The following is a 2919-nucleotide window of genomic DNA, read 5'->3' as shown; positions in this document are numbered from 1 at the left end:
CCCACCACCGCGGCCGCCGGCCCGGCGGGCTCCGCCACCCCGCCGCGGCCCGCCGCACCCGCGTCCCACCCGCCGGCGCCGCCGTCCAGCGGTCAGACGCGGGCCATCCCGGTCCCGACCAACCACTCCGGCGACAACAACGGCGACCCGGCCGATCCCACCGCCGCCCTCCCGGTGATGCGGGCGGATATCAACGATTCGGATGCGGCCACCGAGCAGCTCAACGCCCGCGGCCAAAACGACCCGGGCGATAATGGCGACAATCCGCGTCCGCGGCGCCGCGGCGGCGGGGGCGGCGCGGGCGTCAGCGCCCAGGATCTGTTGCGCCGCGAGGGACGACTGTAAGGGCTTGGCGGCTCAGTCGGGTTCATCCCCGGGCTGATCCGGTGCGGCCTCAACGAGTTCGGCGTGGCCGGTGCCCTCGGTCTGCTCTTCGGCCTCGGCGGCCGGATCCGGGGCGAGCAACACCTGAATCGCGTTGTTGAGGAACGCCACCGTCGGAACGGCCAGCAGGGCGCCGACGATCCCGGCGAGCACCCCGCCGGTGGAGATGGCCAGCACCACCGCGAGCGGATGGATCGACACCGCCCGACCCATCACCAGCGGCTGCAGCAAATGAGCCTCGAGTTGGTTCACCGCGACTAGCAAACCCAGGGTGATCAGCGCGTAGACGAAGCCCTTCGCCAGCAGGGCCACCACCACGGCCAGAAAGCCGGCGATCACGGCACCGACCAGGGGGATGAAGGCCCCGAGAAACACCAGCGAGGCCAGCGGCAGCGCCAGCGGAATGCCCATGATCGCCAACCCGGTGCCGACGCCCGCCGCATCGGTCAGGGCGACCAGGAACGTGGCCCGCACGTAGCTGATCAGCGACCCGTATCCGGCGTTGCCCGCTTCCCGCACCCGGTGGCGGACGCCGGCGGGGAAGATCTTGGTCACGTATGCCCAGATGTTGCGCCCTCCGTAGAGGAAGAAAATCAGCGTGAACAGCACCAACACGCCGGCCCCGACCACCTCGGTGATGGTGGCCGCGGTGGCCAGCGCGCCGCTGGTCAGCTTGGCCTGATTGTTGTGCAGCGCCTCGATCGCGGCGTTGCCCGCGTTGGAGATCTGTTCCCCGCGCAGGTGCAGCGGCCCCTCGATCAGCCATCGCCGGGTGGAGTCGATGCTGCGGCTGATCTGGTCGGTCAGGTCGGGCAGGCCGTAGACGAACTGGACGATGACGAACGCCAGGATGCCGCCGAAGATGGCGAAGCCGCCCAGCAGGACCAACGCCACCGCCGCGCCGCGCGGCAAGCCCTTTTTGTCGATCCAGTCGACCGCCGGAACCAGCAAAGCGCTGACCATCAGGGCCAGCAACACCGGGACGACGATGACTTCGAGCTTCTTCACCACCCAGAGCAACGCGACCACGGCGGCCAGGAGGATGAGCAGACGCCAGGCCCAAGCCGCGGCCTTACGGACAAGGGGTTCGACTGACCCGCCCTCCAGGGCGTGGTCGGGGTTTGCCGGCATCCGGCCAGCCTATCTGGCGCCGACGCGCCCGGACGGCGCCGTGGCGTCCCGCGGACCCCTGCTGCCCGGCACGATCCGGTTACGACCCCGACACAGTCGGAGCTTCGCCCCGCTGGCCGCGCCACCTGCGCGGTTACCCTAAAGCACGTGTCGTACGACGCACCCGCCCGCAAGCTGGACTTGACGCGTGAGGCAACGCCGCGCGGCAAGTACTGGTGGGTGCGCTGGGCCATCCTGGCCATCGTCGCGATCGTGCTTGCTGTCGAGATTTCGCTCGGCTGGAACCAGCTGGCCAAGGCCTGGATGAGCCTGTACGAGGCCAACTGGTGGTGGCTGATCGCGTCGGTGCTGGCCGCGGCGGCGTCGATGCACAGCTTCGCGCAGATCCAGCGCACCCTGCTGGGATCGGCCGGCGTGCACGTCAAGCAGTTGCGGTCGGAGGCCGCGTTCTATGCGGCCAATTCCCTGAGCACCACGCTGCCCGGCGGCCCGGTGCTGTCGGCGACGTTCCTGCTGCGCCAGCAGCGGATCTGGGGCGCCTCGACCGTGGTGGCCTCCTGGCAGCTGGTGATGTCCGGCGTGCTGCAGGCGGTGGGGCTGGCGCTGCTCGGCTTGGGCGGTGCGTTCTTCCTGGGCGCCAAGAACAACCCGTTCTCGCTGCTGTTCACGCTGGGCGGCTTCGTCGCGCTGTTGCTGCTGGCCCAGGCGGTGGCGTCGCGGCCGGAGCTGATCGAGGGCATCGGCAGCCGGGTGTTGTCGTGGTTCAACTCCATCCGCGGCAAGCCGGCCGACACCGGCCTGGACCGGTGGCGCGAGACCCTCACGCAGCTCGAATCGGTCAGCCTGGGCCGCCGCGACCTGGGCGTCGCGTTCAGCTGGTCGATGTTCAACTGGATCGCCGACGTGGCCTGCCTCGGCTTCGCCGCGTACGCCGCCGGCGACCACGCTTCGGTGGCCGGGTTGACGGTCGCCTACGCGGCCGCCCGCGCCGTCGGCACGATACCGCTGATGCCGGGCGGGCTGCTGGTCGTGGAGGCGGTGCTGGTGCCCGGCCTCGTCTCCAGCGGGATGTCGTTGCCGAACGCCATCTCCGCCATGCTGATCTACCGGCTGATCAGCTGGCTACTCATCTCCGCCGTGGGCTGGGTGGTGTTCTTCTTCGTGTTCCGCACCGAGAACACCGCCGTCGCCGAGGGCGACGAGCCCATCACCGGACCGCTGCCGGTGCTGCGCTTCGACCCGCCCGCCGACCCGACCGAGACCGCCCTGCAGGGCCCGCTCCCGCCGCCCGAGCGGGGGCCGGAACGCGGCAGCGAGCCGGCTTTCTAGCCGACGTTGTTCGGGTGGGGTCCGCCGATCGTGACGCCGGGCAGCGTGCCGCCCGGGCCGGCGGCGGGCGGGGCC

Annotated in this window: 2 protein-coding genes and 1 pseudogene; 2 read left to right on the top strand and 1 reads right to left on the bottom strand. The window is 70.8% G+C overall.

The window, feature by feature from the left end; translation table 11 throughout:
• Positions 1 to 345: pseudogene (locus BN4348_RS60200) on the top strand (hypothetical protein); the annotation flags it as partial.
• 12 nt (positions 346 to 357) lie between these two features.
• Here BN4348_RS60200 and BN4348_RS56710 read toward each other — a convergent pair.
• The gene (locus tag BN4348_RS56710) at positions 358 to 1515 is read right to left on the bottom strand and encodes an AI-2E family transporter (RefSeq protein ID WP_066917399.1); all 1158 of its coding nucleotides are present in this window, start codon (positions 1513 to 1515) and stop codon (positions 358 to 360) included.
• Between the two features lie 147 nt (positions 1516 to 1662).
• Here BN4348_RS56710 and BN4348_RS56705 point away from each other — a divergent pair, with 147 nt between their 5' ends.
• Positions 1663 to 2844, top strand: coding sequence for a TIGR00374 family protein (locus tag BN4348_RS56705; RefSeq protein ID WP_066917398.1), 1182 nt, complete (start codon positions 1663 to 1665; stop codon positions 2842 to 2844).
• Positions 2845 to 2919 lie beyond the last annotated feature (75 nt).

The sequence above is a fragment of the Mycobacterium interjectum genome (genome assembly GCF_900078675.2).
In the GTDB taxonomy this organism is placed as follows: Bacteria; Actinomycetota; Actinomycetes; order Mycobacteriales; family Mycobacteriaceae; genus Mycobacterium; species Mycobacterium interjectum.
This window is presented reverse-complemented; position numbering and strand designations above follow the sequence as displayed.

Coding starts and splice junctions, on each gene's coding strand:
- BN4348_RS56710 (WP_066917399.1), bottom strand. CDS start 1,515: ATGCCGGCAAACCCCGACCACGCCCTGGAGGGCGGGTCAGTCGAACCC.